Source organism: Pseudoalteromonas sp. MMG024, assembly GCF_021654175.1.
Taxonomy (GTDB): domain Bacteria; phylum Pseudomonadota; class Gammaproteobacteria; order Enterobacterales; family Alteromonadaceae; genus Pseudoalteromonas.
Genome location: NZ_JAKFZO010000004.1, coordinates 23860 through 40033, shown reverse-complemented (window position 1 = coordinate 40033; position 16174 = coordinate 23860). Strand labels below are relative to the sequence as shown.

Below are 16174 nucleotides of genomic sequence, written 5' to 3'. Positions count from 1 at the left end.
ATTATGGCGCTTACAAAAGCCGACATAGCTGAACACCTATTTGTAAAACTGGGTATTAACAAAAAAGACGCTAAAGACCTTGTCGAAAGCTTTTTTGAAGAGATTCGTACTGCACTAGAAGCAGGCGAGCAAATTAAGCTTTCTGGCTTTGGTAATTTTGATCTTAGAGATAAGAAAGAGCGTCCGGGGCGCAACCCTAAAACGGGTGAAGATATTCCAATTTCTGCACGCAGAGTTGTTACATTCCGCCCAGGTCAAAAACTGAAGACACGCGTAGAAGTTGGTACCAGTAAAGACTAACCAAGCGTATGTATGAAGCCAATTCGAAAAAGCCTGCTTAATGCAGGCTTTTTTATTTGTTCTTTATTACAAGCAATCGAATTTTACTTGGTGTGAAAACCTTATCGTGGCGACGTAAAATTACCGTCTTCAATACGCGATAGAGTATCTGCCGCAAGATTTGCGAGCTCACCTAATGATTTTCCTTGATTGGTAAGTTCATATTCAAGCGGTGCTAAGTCAATATTTTGTACGCCAGCTTCTTTTGCTACTAATGCCCAAATATAAGAAAGCTTATGCTCTTCCATTTGATAAAACATATTTGTTAGCGCAGTGTAGATTTCTGGCTTAGCTTCGTTGCCAGCAGGGTTTAACTCAAGCGCATGGTAAAGTTTATCTATTGCCAAATCACTATCAAACTTAGTGTAGTAAGTCGCTAATTTGTATTGGAATTCAGACGTTTCCAACTCACGTTTTTCATCCATTGCAATCAGTGATTGAATAGCCCCTTCATCGCCATTTCGTGACCAGTGATAGAATAGCAGATGTGGATATTGTGAGTTTCGTGTCTCTTTTGATAAACGGTTTATCTCTTTTAGTGCAGTGAGGTGGCCATTTACGCGCGACGTTGTTTTTTCTTTTAGTTTTATGTGTTCAATGCTAGCTGCTAACTCAACACATTTCGCATAATCGTGAAATGCGCTGAGTAGTTTGTATTTAGTGGCATCATCAGGCGTTTTTGATTCTGCATAACGCCCTAAAATAACATCGGCTCGCTCGGTATTACAATGGCTGTCGGTATTAAGATCGGCGCAAAACTGGCTATTTTCGTCACAAATTTCACGAATACTTTTGGCATTGTCGCAGCCAACGAGAAGAGAAAGCAAACAAAGTGCAGAAAGTTTTTTTAACACAATTTAATGACATAACTACAATAGGATGTTCTAAGCTTAGCGAATCCTTTGCTTAAATGTAATAGTGCATTGATCATAATTCGCATAAATTTGTTTTCGCTCAAGGGGATTATCGGTACACGGCAAAAGTCTGATATTGAAATGGTGGAAAAAACAATGTTTTTCAATTAGAATGCACGCGTCTGAAGCACTTCTCACAATTAACGCTTTAGGCGATCCGTTCAAAATTTTACGTTTAGGTAGACAAAATGACCTCATCTCACGAGCAAGATTATCTGAATAGCTGGCAGGAACGCCAAGACTTCGCTGAAAGCATGCAACCAATTATTGGTAAGCTTTACCGTAACCGTGGCATCGAGATTGCCATCTACGGTCGTCCACTAATTAATGCAAGCACAATTGATGTTATTAAAGCACACAAAACTGTTGCACAATTTGAAGACAGTAAACTACGTCTTCGCGAAAGCTTCCCGTTTTTAGAAGCTATCGACAAAATGGAACTGACTTCAGCACGTATCGATTTAGGTAAACTAGCTTATGCTTATATCTATAAAAATGCGGGTGAAGGTCGTTCAATCGAAGAGTACCTAGCAGAAGAACTAGCTGAAATCCACAATAAAGAAGACAAAATTCAACCGCGCGACGTAGTACTTTACGGTTTCGGTCGTATCGGTCGTTTATTAGCACGTCTTCTAATCGAGAAAAGTGGTCCTCACACTGATTTACGTTTACGTGCAATTGTTGTACGTGGCGGTAAAAAAGGCGACCTTGAAAAGCGTGCAAGCTTATTACGCCGCGATTCAATTCATGGTCCTTTCAACGGTTCAATCACTGTTGATAACGAGCGTAATGCAATTAAAGCAAACGGTAGCTACATTCAGGTTATCTATGCTAACTCGCCAAGCGAAGTAGATTACACGCAATACGGCATTGAAAATGCACTTGTAGTTGATAACACAGGTATTTGGAAAGACGAAGATGGTCTTGGCCAGCATTTAGCGGCAAAAGGTGCGTCAAAAGTACTTCTTACAGCACCAGCTAAAGGCAATATCAAAAACGTTGTTTACGGCGTAAATAACAAAGATATTCTGTCTGAAGATGCAATTATCTCAGCAGCAAGCTGTACAACAAATGCGATTACGCCAACACTAAAAGCATTAAATGACAAGTTCGGTATTAAGAACGGTCACGTTGAAACAGTTCACTCGTACACGAACGATCAGAACTTAATTGATAACTATCACAGCGCTGAGCGCCGTGGCCGTGCTGCGGCACTTAACATGGTTATCACGTCAACGGGTGCTGCAAAAGCAGTATCTAAAGCATTACCTGAGCTTGAAGGTAAGCTTACAGGTAACGCTATTCGCGTACCGACACCAAATGTGTCAATGGCAATTCTTAACCTTAACCTTGAAACTGCAACATCAGTTGAAGAGTTAAACGAATTCCTACGTGAAACGGCACTTTACTCAGATTTACGTGACCAAATCGATTACACAGCATCTACTGAAATTGTATCAACTGACTTAGTTGGTAGCCGTTATGCTGGTGTTGTTGATTCACAAGCAACGATTGTTGATGGTGATCGCGTAGTACTTTACGTTTGGTACGATAACGAGTTTGGCTATAGCTGTCAGGTTGTTCGCTGTATGCAAGATATGGCTGAAGTAACACACCCAAGCTTACCTCGTTAATCTAATTTTTTATCTAAAAGCCGGCCATTGTGCCGGCTTTTTTATTCAATTACTCGCATATTGTTTCAGCCCACTCGTTATTTTGATAGGCTTAAAGCTATTGTGCGTTAGGGAACACAGATTATGAGAATTACAAGCCAATTCGATAGCGGAAATATTGAGGTACTTAGCCTTGAAAACCGTGAAGATATTCAATTAAAAATTAAAAATGACAACCAGTCAGAATTTTTCCAGTGGTTTCACTTTAAATTAGAATCACAAATTGATTTATTACATCGTTTGACGATTGTTGATTTAGATAAATCAGCATACCCAGAAGGGTGGGTTGATTACCAGGCAGTTGCATCGTATGACCGTCAAACATGGTTCCGAGTACCAACTAAGTTTGAAAATAACCAATTAGTTATCGAGTTTACACCAGAGTGCGAACAAATATATTTCGCATACTTTGCACCATACAGCTATGAGCGTCACCAAGACTTACTTTCTTGGGCGCAGTCACATGAAAGCTGCACCATCGAAACATTAGGTGAAACACTTGATGGCCGCGATATTAGCGTATTACAAATCGGCGAACCTGCTGACGACAAGAAAACAATCTGGATGATTGCACGTCAGCACCCTGGTGAAACCATGGCAGAGTGGTTTATTGAAGGTGTACTTCACAAACTATTGGATGACGAAGACGCACATGCCGCTGCACTATTAAATAAAGCGGTTTTCTATATTGTGCCTAATATGAACCCAGACGGCAGTGTACGTGGTCACCTTCGCACGAATGCGGCGGGCGTTAACCTAAACCGTGAATGGCAAACACCATCAATCGAAAAGAGCCCAGAAGTGTATTTTGTACGCGAAAAAATGTTCGCTACCGGTGTTGATATGTGTCTTGATGTACACGGCGATGAAGCTATTCCGTTTAACTTCTTTGCGGGCAGTGAAGGCATTCCACGTTACGATGCGCGCTTAAAAGACCTAGAAGATAGCTTTAAAGCGGCGATGTTTGTTACTACACCAGAATTCCAAGATGAACATGGTTATCCAAAAGATGAACCAGGTCAGGCAAATTTAACTGTGGGTTCTAGCTGGGTAGGCCAAGAATTCAATTGTTTGTCTTACACAATTGAAATGCCATTTAAAGATAATAATAATTTACCAGATGTTGATTACGGCTGGTCAGATCGCCGTTCGTATTCATTTGGACAAGACACACTTGCAGCAATCGTAAGTGTGGTAGATAAACTACGATAATAAAAATAGGGGAGCTTATACCAATTCACTTAAATAGCTGGTCATTTTAGCGGGTTAAATATCATGCTAACTGCGTTTGAATTTATCAATGTAGAACCACTACATAAGAAAAATTCTGCCTTGTTATCATTTCATTTCTCCAGCGCTAGTTCTGATCACATACTTAATAGAATTGGTATTGCTTCCCAAAAAATAATAACAAGAGGAACAAGTTGTGGAAGCATTTGGCAATTTTTTAGATATGCTAGATGGTATGTTAGGGAGCGCCTTTTGGTTTCCTTACGTGCTACTAGGGGTTGGTCTATTTTTTACCATTTACTTAAAATTTCCACAGGTGTTGTATTTTAAACACGCCTGGAAAATTGTAAGTGGTAAATACGATAAAAAAGAACACGAAGGTGATACGACGCACTTCCAAGCGTTAGCAACAGCGCTTTCAGGTACCGTGGGTACGGGTAACATCGGTGGTGTTGCACTGGCAATATCAATTGGTGGTCCAGCGGCGCTTTTCTGGATGTGGATGACTGCGTTTTTCGGTATGACAACCAAATTTGTTGAGGTAACGTTATCTCATAAATACCGTGTTAAAACAGAAGACGGCACTATGGCCGGTGGTCCAATGTACTACATGGACCGTCGCTTAAATATGAAATGGCTTGCGGTACTGTTTGCAATCGCAACCGTAATTAGCTCATTTGGTACCGGTTCACTGCCACAAATTAATAATATCGCCCAAGGTATGGAAGCAAGCTTTGGTCTTGAACCGATGCTAACAGGTGGTGTTTTAGCAATTTTATTAGCACTTGTTATTTTAGGTGGTATTAAACGTATTGCGGCAATTACTTCACGCGTTGTGCCATTTATGGCAGCCGTTTATATCATTGGTGCGTTTGGCGTAATTTTTTACAACATCGAAAATATCGGCCCAGCATTTGCCTCGGTATTTACTAATGCCTTTACGGGTTCTGCAGCAGCAGGCGGCTTTATTGGTGCGTCATTTGCCTATGCGTTTAACCGTGGTGTAAACCGTGGTTTATTCTCAAACGAAGCAGGTCAAGGTTCTGCGCCAATTGCCCACGCCTCAGCGAAGGCAGACGAGCCAGTATCTGAAGGTATGGTGTCAATTCTAGAACCGTTTATCGACACAATTATTATTTGTACGTTAACGGGTCTTGTAATTTTATCATCAGGCGCGTGGACAGAAAAATTTGATACACGCTTTGAACGTACCAGCATGGAATTTATCGATGGTACATATCATGAGCGTGTTGATGCGCAGCGCAACGAGCTTTACGCATATTTAAATGGCGGCGAGTCAAGCGTTAAGCCGTTTAATGGTACGCTAAGTATTGTTGAAGGCAAGGCTGTAAATCAAAACTTTACTGTGTTACATAATCGTTCAGTGGGTGAGAAAATTCGTTTCTTACTTGATGGCGACCACTTGCATACCGGTACAGTTGTTATCAAAAAAGGTAAAATTGTTGATAAAAGTATCGTTGTTAAGGGTAAATCGCTTGTACACTCAGCAGAGCTAACAACGCTTGCATTCCAGCGTGGCTACTTTGGTGAAAACGGTCAATACATTGTATCGATCGGTTTATTACTATTTGCGTTCTCTACGGCAATTGCATGGTCTTACTATGGTGACCGCGCAATGACCTATTTACTAGGATCTCGTTCAGTAATGCCTTATCGCGTATTTTACGTAGCAGCGTTTTTCTGGGCATCATTTGCAGACACCACTTTAGTGTGGAAATTGGCGGCAGTTGCCATTGTTGTAATGACCTTACCTAACTTATTCGGCATTATGTTGCTGCGTAAAGAAATGAAACAGTCAGTAGATGACTATTGGGTGAAGTTTAAAAAAGACAACAGCCAAGAAAAAGAGTAAAATAGAAGGCGCCTTAAGGCGCCTTTTTTATTAGTTTAATGGAGCAGTAAATGGCGAGGATAAGTTGTCCAGCGTGTAGCAAACCGATTTCCGATAAACATAAAGTATGTCCACATTGTGATACTGCTGTAGCAGGGCTTGATGATCATGAAAGAGCAAAGCTCGCCAGTCGTCGTTACGTTAGGCGTAAGCAAGCGCTGCTCAATCAATCATTCGTTGCATTAATTATTTTCCTAGGCGGTTTTTTGTATCTTTACTCACGAGAGCCCGCTGCAGATAGCATCGAACAAATGACCACTTATGGCGCCATTGCCGTGGGTTTTGTCTGGTATCTTATTAACCGTATTCGCATCATTTTATTGAAAAAGTCTTAGCATGAACATTGAACACTTAGTTAACACCTTAACGCCAGAAATTTTCGAACGCCTTGAATACGGCGCTGCAACCGGTAAGTGGCCAGATGGCACGCCACTGTCTGATGAGCAAAGAGAGCAAACCGTTCAGCTCGTGATGTTGTATCAAGCAAAAGTAGCTAAAACCAATGAGCAATTCACTATTGGTGAAGATGGTCAGATGGTGCAAAAGTCAAAAGCAGAATTAAAGAAAGAATTCAGTCCTAAAAATGAGATCGCAAGGTTCGCGCAAGATGATATTTAGTAGTTTATTCACGCCGAAATGGAAAAGTAAAAAAGCATCAGATCGTTTATTAGCAATTAGCCAACTTGATGCCAATAAAGTAAAAGATAATACAATCTTAAACCAGTTAGCTAATAATGATGACGACGACAAGGTTAAGATTGCAGCATTAAAACGCATTAATGACATTAGTTTATGGTGGCAAACATATAAACAAGAAAACAGCCAGCCAGTTGTTAGTGCAGCTGAAAAAGAAATTTTTAATCAGCTTGAACAAAAAAAGCCAACTAACGATGAGCTTGAGTTACTGGTAAAACGTTGTGATAAAACCCAACAATTAGAAGCGTTACTGCCACTAGTAAACGATTTTAATGTGCAAGTTTCGTTACTAAAACGCATCGGTAAAAAGCCGTTAATCACAGATTTTTTTGCTAGTGCTAGCGATTCGCAACAACTGGAGTTAGTTCCAGTTATGCAACAATACCAATTAGATAAAGCATTGTTGAAGCATGCAAAACCAGCACTTGCTGAACAACTAAAACAACAAGAAGAAACACGTAAACGCGAAGCGCTTAAACCAGTCGAGGTGAGTAAAGCAAGTACATTAGTATTGGCTAAGCTAAACGCATTGCGCGATAAGTTTGATTTTGTAAAGTGCGATACCGAATACAAACAACTTGAAGCCCAGTGGCAGCAGCTTGAATTAGATTACTTAGACGATAAGCAAAGTGTGGTTGCTAAATACCAAGATATTACGGCAAAAGCACAAAAGCATTTAGTTGGTTTAAAAGCCAAATTTGATGAAGAGCAAGCAGCGAAGTTAAAACAAGATAAAATTAAGTCAGTAAAGCAAACAAGCGTAAGCTTGAAAGAACGCGGTGAAAAAGCGCTAGATGCGCTATTGCTTGAACCGACAGCTGATAACGTATCAACACTTGAAACGGCATTATCAGCAATGAATACGCATCAAGCAGAGCTAGATGGCTTATCACAAATCGATAGTGACTTTACTAAGTTCACTCAGCGTTTAACAGCACAATGTGCTGAAATAAGAGATGTTATTGAGTTATTGCCTGCGATTGCTGAGCAAGTTAATTTAGGTAAAACATTAATTGTTGCAAGTGACTTACAAGGGCTTGATGAAGCGCAAGAAGCTAAGTCTCAGTGGTATAGCACCATGTCAGATATGCTAAAACAGTTACCAAAACCGTTATTGCAAAACTATCAAAAGCAAATGCGCGAAATGGATAAGCACTGGAAAGCTTCGCATCAAGACCTGCTTAAAGAGGTTAAATCGCTACAGCAGGATGTAACGAAAAAGCTTAAAGATATCAAGCGTTTAATTGACGCTGGTCGCTACAAGGTGTGTTTTGGTATTTTTAAAGGTGTACAAGAAAATATTGAGAAACTACCTAAGTCATCACAACAAAAGCTCGAAGCAGAATACCAGCTTGTTGATCAAGAATTAACGAAGGTAAACGAGTGGCAACGTGAAATTAGTTTGCCGAAACGCCATGAGTTAATTGAAGAAGTTAAGCAGAAAATTGCACAAAATGATGCAGATATTGCCGAGTTAAGCCAATGGATTAAGGTAGCACGTAAACGTTGGAATGAACTTGGCTATATTGCAACGGATGAAGAAAAAACGCTGGATGAAACTTTTAATCAACAGTTAGAAATCGCGTTTACGCCGTGTCGTGAACATTATGCCGCACTTGAAGCCGCTCGCGAACAAAATGTTGTTATACGTAAAAACCTGATTGCGCAATATAAAGCGTTAGCAGATAGTGTAAGTTCGCTAACACTAAAAGAAGTTGAAAAGCAGTATAAGCAGCTTAAGCAAAATTGGCGCAATGCAGGTGAAGTCGATAACAAAAATTATAAACAGCTGCTTGCAGAGCTAAAACCGATTGATAACCAAATATTTGCGTTTATTAAAGCAACATATGCGGTTAATGCAGATACAAAAGCGAAACTAGTAAAAGAGGCTGAAGCCTGTTTAACAGACGATAATATTGAAAACGTGATTGAACAATTAAAGTCATTGCAACAACGTTGGAAAGACATCGGTTTTGCCGGTAAAAAGCTTGAAAACCAGCTGTGGAATGAATTTAGAGCAGTTAATGATCGTGCATTTTCATTACGCGACAGTGAGCGCCAAGCTAAGCGAGAGCAGCAAGACGAGAAACTCGTTTCGCTACAAAGTGAGTTCAGGCGCATTACACAAGACGTTGAGTTAGATAATGTAGAATCGCTAACAAACGCAATTTCATCGCTAGCGAATTTACGTGATGAACTGAAGCAGGCTTATTTGCTGAAATCTCAGTTATCAAATGAGGTAAGTAGTACGTTGACTGAGTATGCTGCAAAGCAAGAAGTACTCAAAAACAGTAAAGATAAAGAAAAATTAATTTCACTGTTTGAACAACTTGAACAAGGTATTATTCCTCCGTCTTGGCAACAAAAAGTACCTAGCGAGTTAACGCGCCAGCAAATTACGATTCGTATTGAATTGTTAAACGAAATGGGCTCTCCAGAATCTGATGATGCGGCACGACTGAGTGAACAAGTAACATTACTTCAAGAAAAAGTGAATGGTGCAGCGTTAGATAATGAAACCTTGTTAAAGCAGTGGCTTAGTAAAGGTGAAATTGACAGTGAATCGTTAGCGCTGTTAGCACGCATTAAACCAGCGTTTGTATAATGGACTTTTAACTCTTAAAATTGAGTAAAGCCCGTTTTAAAAAGCCACATTAGTGGCTTTTTTTATTGCCACTCCACTGCAGATAACTATCAGCAGAACGGTGTTAGTAGTTAGCTATTTAGACTGATGAAATATAAATACTTAATTTTGTTTGCTCTCATTTATTCACGTATTAGTGAAATAGTACGCAAGTTAAAAAACGTTAGAAAATGATAGTTATTTTCGACTGTTGCTGAGTTTTTTCTTTAGCCTTTTTAATTCGTCTTGCTGCAAGTTGATTAAATCCCTGTACTCTTCCTTAATTTGCTTGCGTATGGTTTTAACCTCTCTTTTTAAGGCTGTTTTGTCTTCTTTTGACATGTGCTTATCGAGCTGTGTTTTTAACTGGGCCAGCTCATTTAATCGCGCCTTTTTCAGTGCACTTATTTTATGCTCAACTCCTTTTATGTCGGATTTAATTTTTAGCACATGTTGTTTTTGGGTATAGCGATCGATAGTGTCTTTTTTAGCGAAGGGCTTAGAGCTGGTGTTAACCGCTTTCAAAGTCAGTGTTTGTTGTTGCTGTTTCGATTCACATGGAAATTGACTAAAAGTAATGCCGCTTTGTGTTGTGCATTTATAGTAATCAAGCGCTGAACATGTGAATGGAATAAAGAGTAGGGTGGTGAGTAGTTTCATTGCGATTCCCTCATAATCTAGTGACATCCTGTCTCGTCACTAGATTATAGAAAGAGAATGGCTATTGCTCAAACTGCTTTAATTTCTTCAGGCTTTGCACTAAAAATGGTACTTCAAGGTGACTATCAATCGCGAATCCTTGCTGTGCTGATACTGTTTCATGTTTACCGTCAGACGTAAGCAAGGTCAGTTTATCTTTTTTATAGATAAGTAAGGTATTGCCACTAATATTCACACCAGTGTCGCTACCATTATACAGGTTGTTACCTAACGTCGTATTTTGCACGTTTTGGCAATTAAAGGTGTTGGCAAGCACTGTTGTAATCACATCTTGTGGTGTAATAATGCCTGTAGGTGTAATGTGTGCAGCGGTATAAAGTGTTGACTTTGACCATGCATCTTCTTCACTGTTTGCCAGAGAAAATGCAAAATCTACAACGCTATTTTTAATGGTTGCAAGTTCGTCTTGTGTTTTCACATAGTGAACCGTTAAGCTGGCGCTCTCATCTTCCGCTAAGCGCGGAAGATTGATAAACGACGCATTAACGCTATTGCTCCATGCTGGTAAAATCCCCTGTGCACGAATTACTTTTTGATAATAGCTTGGCAAGCCATAAACTAGGTTGAAAAGTGATTCACGCTTATTTGCTGGCTGATAAAAGTTATCTGTGGCATTAAGCACTTTGTCGCTTAAATACTGAGTTAATAAGGTCTGGTTATCAAAAACTAATATTTCTGCAGAAGCTGAATGTGTATTACAGGTTAGCGGCTGGTTTGGCGCAACATAAGTTACTTTTTCATTGGCAAAGCTAACATTTTGCGCTTCTTTGTATTCGTCTAAATCAACAAGTTGGTAACGCGCTAATAAACTTTTCGCTGTGGTTGGGTAAGAAAGCGGTAAAACATTATCTTGCTTGGTGATATCTAGCTTAACATTCGCATCAGCCCAAATATGAAGTAGGTGACTGGCGACAAAGGCAACAATAAATACCGGAGAGATATAACGACGAAACGGTTTTTGTCTCAATTCTGTGAGGTGTCGCCACGTAAAGTTACTGGCAACGAGTTCAAAAAACAAAATGACAAAAATAATGCCACCCGCGATAAATAGCGAAAGGCTAGGATTAGTAGAAATTGTGTCACTGATCAAGGACACAATCTGTTCAAATACCTGCGGCGACAAATGATAGCCAAGTTGAAAATAAACATAGGCGTCTAATGCCAGAAGCGACATGGTGAAGGTCGCAATTACCGCAGCCATGCCCCGAATATGCCGCGGGTATGGAAAAATAAGACTGAGCGGAAAAATTGTCAGCACAAAGCATAAAAATGTCAAAAAGCTAATGTGACCTAGCCAGTTTAACAACAAGAATACTTTGCCGCTAAACGTCATCGGCATTGGGTCTGAAATTAAATAGAGGCTACTCACAATCAATGCAAATAAAATATTTGCAAAGGTGAACCAGTGGCCCCAGCTCAACAGTTTTGCCGCTTTAGACGAAAACGCTTGTTGTGATGACAAATTCATAGCGTTACTTTACTGAGTCTTTTAATGCTTGTGTAAAATTATCTATTAGAGCTTGTCGTTGTGCTGCAGGCACTTTTTCATTAATGATATGTGAAAGTGTATTGCCAAGACTCATTAGGCTTAAATCTAATGGCGCTTTGTGGGCTACAAGGGTTTTTAAAAGGTCATCAACAAGATTTTCTACTTGCTGGTCTGAATATTTTGATAAGATAGGCATCAATTAAGTTCTAATTTTATAAAATTACTCATATTTTAACATTTGAGGCGCGAAAAACAAAGATGACAGTGCAAGTAGAAAGACTCGTCGTTCACTATGTCGACAAAAAAGACGAAACAGTTGAAATTCATCTTCGTAATGATGAAATGCCAGTCAACGACAAGGTTAATGTGTTTATTGAGCAGTTACACCATGCTTACAACGGTAAGCCAGGAAAAGGCTTTTGCGGTTTTAGTCCAGAGAAAAACGGCGTGGTAAGTTCGAGTATTCAAAGTTATCGCCAAGGTGAAATGCATTTTTACCATTTAACTGAACAGGCTGCCGAGGTTTTAAAAGAAGAATTAAACAAATACGCGTTTAATGAAACGGGTTACCTTATTTTTTGCCATTACCGCTTTGTTGCCGACGATTATGTGATGATTGCATTAGTGAATGTAAAAGAGCATTACTCGATTAACCAAGAGCTCGATCTTACTTCGTCGCGTCATTTAGATATCGCGAAAATGCAGTTAGCGGCACGTATCGATCTTAACGGTATGGCAACAGCGCTTGAAGATAACCGTTATATTTCATTTATTAAAGGCCGTGCAGGGCGTAAAGTTGCCGATTTCTTCTTAGACTTTTTAGGTTGTGAAGAGGGTATTGATGCGCGTCAGCAATCGCAAGCAATGTTATCTGCGGTTGAAGACTACTTATCGGATAGACAATTTGATAAAACCGAAAAAGATGATTTACGCAAACAAGTCTTTGATTATTGCTCAGACTGTGTTGCTAGCGGCAGCGATGCTGACGTATCACAGTTATCAAGCACCATAAGTAAAGATGATGAAGTAAGCTTTGATAGCTTTTATAAAGAGCAAGCCTACGATTTAGAAGAGTCATTTCCGGTTGATAAAAAGACGGTAACGTCTATGGTGAAATTTTCTGGTCAAGGTAGTGGCGTAAGTGTGAGTTTTGAGCGCAAGCATTTAGGCGAACGTGTTTTATATGATAAGTACAGCGACACCTTAACCATTAAAGGAATTCCACCTAACTTGAAAGACCAATTAGAGCGTTTCTTTGAAGAAAACTAACGCTAGTTGAAGAGTTACTATTCCAATTCGCTTAATTAAAAAATACGAATTGCTATTACACTAAATTTCAGACAAAAAAAGAGCCGCATATTGCGGCTCTTTTAGTTACAACTTAAGATTAAACTGTTTTTGCCATTGGTGCGCTTGCTTTACCAACTGGGTTAATGCTACCCGGTTGCATACTGCTTGCACTTGGTACTTGGCGTTCACTGTGTGGCATTGCTGATGGCATTTCAAAACCTTCAGTCATTGCGCCACCAGACGCTTTTGTCATTGGCGCACTAGCATGGCAATACGCTACACCGTTTGTCGCAGGTGCTGTGTCTGTCTCAGTTTGAGCGACAACCGCTGCAACACTTGGTGTTTCAACTGTCGTCGTTTCCGCTTGTTGCGTTTCAACAACAACGTCTCCTGAAACTGGAGCGACAGCTTCAAGGTTTTCACTGTTAGCGTCTGCAACTACTTCAGCTTTGACTTCAGGCTGCGCTTGTTCAACTTTTGGTGCTTTTTCAACTTTAGTTGGTTCAACGGCAACTGCTGCATTTTCTGCTAACTTTGTTTCAACAATCGGTGCTTCAACGGCTTCGGTTTTAGTCTCTTGCACTTCAGAAGCTGGGACTGAGTCAACTTCCACTTCTGCCATTGCTTGATCAGCAACTGGTATAAAACCTGGTGACTCTGTTGTCTCAAGTTCAATATCAGATTTGGTTTCGCTTGGCTTTTTACGACGCTGACCAGCTGCACGTAAATGGCGCGGCGAGCGGCGAGAGCGCGTACGCGTCTCTTTTTCGTCGTCGTTTTGTGATTCAGCGCTTTCAGTCGCGGCTTTTGGCTCACTAACTTGCTCTACAGGTTCATTGGCTACGTCGTTAGCAACAACCTGTTGCTCTGCAACTTCTTGTGTTTTCTGCTCTGCAACCGGCGCGTCAGCCTTTGTTTCTGAAGCCGCTACAAGATCAGCGTTTTCTACTTCTTCAGTCACTTTTGCTGGCTTTTTCGCTTTTACAGGTTTAGAACGCTGTGGCTTTTGCTTTTCAACTGGGGCTGCATTTTCAACTACAGGCGCTTGCGTTTCTGTATTTGTCTCTAACGCTTCATTGGTTTTCTCAATGCGCACTTTTTTACGCATATTGCGACGTTGACGACGCTCTTTTACTTTAACCGGCTGTTGTTGATTTGCTTCCGCCTCAACAGGCTTTTGTTCTTTCTCAACCTTGTTAGCGTTTGAGCGGTTGTTACGGCGGCGGCGATTGTTGTTCTCTTTTGAGTTACGTTTTTCATCGCGCTGTTCGCGTTTCTCTTTTTGCTCACCAGCACCTTGCTTATTACGGTTGTTCGGTTTGCGCTGATTGCGACGACGATTGTCGTTACCACGTTGGTTATTACGACGACCACCGCGTTTTTGTACTGGCTTTTCTGGTTCTTCAGAAGCAAACAGGCTACCAAACCACTTAGCGATCTTAGTGAATAAGCCTTCTTTTACTTCTTTTTTAACTGGCGCAGGTTCGCTTGGTACAACAACACCTTGTAGTACTGGTTGCTCTTTAACCGCTTTTTCAGCGTGAACAATGGCATCCGTTTTTACTTCAGGTGCTTGCACTTGGTCAAAGCTTACCGTTTCAATCGTTTCATCTTTCTTTAAACGCAATACTTCGTAGTGTGGTGTTTCCAAATGTGGATTTGGAATAATCACTACATGACAGCCGTGGCGTTTTTCAATACGACGCACGCTCTTGCGTTTTTCGTTTAGTAAGTAAGTTGCTACCGGCACAGGTACTTGTGCATTTACTTGTGACGTATTGTCTTTAATCGCTTCTTCTTCTAGTAGACGAAGAATCGATAATGCAAGTGACTCGTTTGAGCGTACAGTACCTTGGCCGTTACAACGAGGGCAGGTACCTTGGCTTGCTTCACCTAATGATGGACGAAGACGCTGACGCGACATTTCAAGTAAACCGAAACGTGAAATCTTACCGATTTGTACACGTGCGCGGTCTGGTTTTACTGCTTCTTTTAATTTGTTCTCAACAGCGCGTTGGTGACGCGGCGGTGTCATATCAATAAAGTCGATAACAACTAGGCCACCTAAATCACGTAAGCGAAGTTGGCGCGCAATTTCATCTGCGGCTTCTAAGTTAGTGTTTAGTGCCGTTTCTTCAATATCGCCGCCTTTTGTTGCTTTAGACGAGTTGATATCAATTGAGGTTAGCGCTTCAGTTGGGTCGATAACGATTGAGCCACCTGACGGTAAACGTACTTCACGTTGGAATGCAGATTCAATTTGGCTTTCAATCTGATAATGGGTAAACAGTGGTGCATCACCTGTGTACAGTTTTACACGGTTAATGAAGTCTGGGCGAAAACGTTCGATATGTGCTTTTGCTTCATCGAATACGCGCTGCTTATCAATCAAAATCTCGCCAATATCACGACGTAAATAATCACGAATAGCGCGGAAAATTACATTGCTTTCTTGGTGGATTAAAAATGGTGCAGGGCCGCTTTCTGACGCTTTTTTGATAGCATCCCAATGCACAAGTAGGGCGCGTAAATCGTATTCAAGTTCTTCGAAAGACTTACCAACGCCGGCAGTACGTACAATTAAGCCCATGCCTTTTGGTAATTCTAAACGAGACAGCGCTTCTTTTAGCTCTGTACGTTCATCACCTTCGATACGACGAGAAATACCGCCAGCACGTGGGTTGTTTGGCATTAATACTAGGTAGCTACCTGCAACGCTAATAAAGGTAGTCAGTGCTGCACCTTTTTGGCCGCGCTCTTCTTTATCAACTTGTACAATTACTTCTTGGCCTTCTTTTACAACATCTTTGATGTTTGGGCGACCGTTGAAAGTATAACCTTCAGGGAAGTAACTGCGGGCAATTTCTTTAAGAGGGAGGAAGCCGTGACGCTCAGCGCCGTAGTCGACAAAAGCAGCTTCTAGAGATGGTTCTACGCGGGTAATTTTACCTTTATAGATATTTGCTTTTTTTTGTTCATGGCCAGGACTTTCGATATCTAAATCATATAAGCGCTGTCCATCAACCAGTGCAACGCGCATTTCTTCTTGTTGCGTTGCATTGATCAGCATACGTTTCATATTGTTAAACTCTGTAATAGTAGTAAGAGATTAACAACCAGTGTTGTTCAGACACCCACGAGTTTGTGCAGTCTCACGACTGGGCTGTCTGGGGGGAGTATAACTCCGATTTTCTGTTAAATTGCCACTCTAGGCAGGTGCTCGGTATTTGTTTCTTACCCAGCACAAAAATTCATTTAATTTTATTCTGAACGACGTTTGGTCGTAAA

Annotated in this window: 13 protein-coding genes; 8 read left to right on the top strand and 5 right to left on the bottom strand. The window is 40.7% G+C overall.

Annotated features, from left to right (window positions below; translation table 11 throughout):
* The first annotated feature begins 3 nt into the window (after positions 1 to 3).
* A complete protein-coding gene (ihfA, locus tag L1068_RS04825; RefSeq protein ID WP_010559935.1) occupies positions 4 to 300 on the top strand; it encodes an integration host factor subunit alpha in 297 nt (98 codons plus the stop codon).
* Between the two features lie 101 nt (positions 301 to 401).
* Here the strand turns inward: ihfA and L1068_RS04820 are convergent, their stop codons facing one another.
* Entirely contained in the window at positions 402 to 1193 is a 792-nt protein-coding gene (locus tag L1068_RS04820) for a DUF2989 domain-containing protein (protein ID WP_054981054.1), read from the bottom strand.
* Between the two features lie 248 nt (positions 1194 to 1441).
* Between L1068_RS04820 and L1068_RS04815 the strand changes: the two genes are divergently transcribed.
* The 6 genes from L1068_RS04815 to L1068_RS04790 all read left to right on the top strand — a co-directional run bounded on the left by L1068_RS04815 (position 1442) and on the right by L1068_RS04790 (position 9369).
* Positions 1442 to 2887, top strand: coding sequence for a glyceraldehyde-3-phosphate dehydrogenase (locus tag L1068_RS04815; RefSeq protein WP_237129329.1), 1446 nt, complete (start codon positions 1442 to 1444; stop codon positions 2885 to 2887).
* A 123-nt stretch (positions 2888 to 3010) separates the two neighbouring features.
* Positions 3011 to 4138, top strand: a complete 1128-nt coding sequence (locus L1068_RS04810; protein ID WP_237129328.1) for a M14-type cytosolic carboxypeptidase — start codon at positions 3011 to 3013, stop codon at positions 4136 to 4138.
* Between the two features lie 214 nt (positions 4139 to 4352).
* Positions 4353 to 6029, top strand: coding sequence for an amino acid carrier protein (locus tag L1068_RS04805; RefSeq protein WP_237129327.1), 1677 nt, complete (start codon positions 4353 to 4355; stop codon positions 6027 to 6029).
* A 50-nt stretch (positions 6030 to 6079) separates the two neighbouring features.
* A complete protein-coding gene (locus L1068_RS04800) occupies positions 6080 to 6403 on the top strand; it encodes a hypothetical protein (protein WP_237129326.1) in 324 nt (107 codons plus the stop codon).
* Position 6404: 1 nt separating this feature from the next.
* On the top strand, positions 6405 to 6686 hold the full coding sequence (locus tag L1068_RS04795; RefSeq protein ID WP_010559941.1) for a DUF1315 family protein: 282 nt from the start codon (positions 6405 to 6407) through the stop codon (positions 6684 to 6686).
* Entirely contained in the window at positions 6676 to 9369 is a 2694-nt protein-coding gene (locus L1068_RS04790) for a DUF349 domain-containing protein (protein WP_237129325.1), read from the top strand. Before L1068_RS04795 ends, L1068_RS04790 begins: the two co-directional genes overlap by 11 nt.
* A 216-nt stretch (positions 9370 to 9585) precedes the next feature.
* Here the strand turns inward: L1068_RS04790 and L1068_RS04785 are convergent, their stop codons facing one another.
* From L1068_RS04785 to L1068_RS04775, 3 genes are all read right to left on the bottom strand, one after another.
* On the bottom strand, positions 9586 to 10047 hold the full coding sequence (locus L1068_RS04785) for a hypothetical protein (protein WP_237129324.1): 462 nt from the start codon (positions 10045 to 10047) through the stop codon (positions 9586 to 9588).
* Positions 10048 to 10108: 61 nt separating this feature from the next.
* Entirely contained in the window at positions 10109 to 11575 is a 1467-nt protein-coding gene (locus L1068_RS04780) for a DUF3413 domain-containing protein (protein WP_237129323.1), read from the bottom strand.
* A gap of 4 nt (positions 11576 to 11579) precedes the next feature.
* The gene (locus tag L1068_RS04775) at positions 11580 to 11792 is read right to left on the bottom strand and encodes a DUF1414 domain-containing protein (protein ID WP_010559945.1); all 213 of its coding nucleotides are present in this window, start codon (positions 11790 to 11792) and stop codon (positions 11580 to 11582) included.
* Between the two features lie 62 nt (positions 11793 to 11854).
* Here L1068_RS04775 and yejK point away from each other — a divergent pair, with 62 nt between their 5' ends.
* Positions 11855 to 12865 (top strand): nucleoid-associated protein YejK, encoded by a 1011-nt coding sequence (gene yejK, locus L1068_RS04770; protein WP_100913488.1) that lies wholly within the window; start codon positions 11855 to 11857, stop codon positions 12863 to 12865.
* A gap of 118 nt (positions 12866 to 12983) precedes the next feature.
* Here yejK and rne read toward each other — a convergent pair whose 3' ends face one another.
* Entirely contained in the window at positions 12984 to 15965 is a 2982-nt protein-coding gene (gene rne, locus L1068_RS04765) for a ribonuclease E (protein ID WP_237129322.1), read from the bottom strand.
* Positions 15966 to 16174 lie beyond the last annotated feature (209 nt).